The organism is Halorubellus amylolyticus (genome assembly GCF_034808145.1).
GTDB lineage: Archaea > Halobacteriota > Halobacteria > Halobacteriales > Natrialbaceae > Halorubellus.
This window is the reverse complement of record NZ_JAXHGM010000048.1, coordinates 1-278: the sequence shown is the minus strand read 5'-3', so window position 1 is coordinate 278 and position 278 is coordinate 1. Positions and strand designations below refer to the sequence as shown.

The 278-nt window shown below is 69.1% G+C and carries 1 protein-coding gene; it reads left to right on the top strand.

Annotated elements, in window-relative coordinates:
* Positions 1 to 278: phytocyanin family protein (locus SM754_RS20225; RefSeq protein WP_323677939.1), on the top strand; the 278-nt coding region annotated here is incomplete at both ends.

The following is a 278-nucleotide window of genomic DNA, read 5'->3' as shown; positions in this document are numbered from 1 at the left end:
CGGAGCTGTCCTCTTACTGATCGCCATGGCCATGGCGGCCGTGCTCGGGACGGCGCACGGCGCCAGCTACACGGTCGGCGCGCCGGCCGGGTCCTGGGACCTTCGGACCAACTACACCAACTGGGCTTCAAGCATCACCTTCCGCGCCGGCGCCCAGCTCGTGTTTAAGTACACCCGTGGAGCGCACGACGTGGTGGAGGTGAGCAAGGCCGACTACGACTCGTGCTCCGGCTCCAGCCCCCTGGCCCCCTTCCAGACCGGCGACGACACCGTCCCGC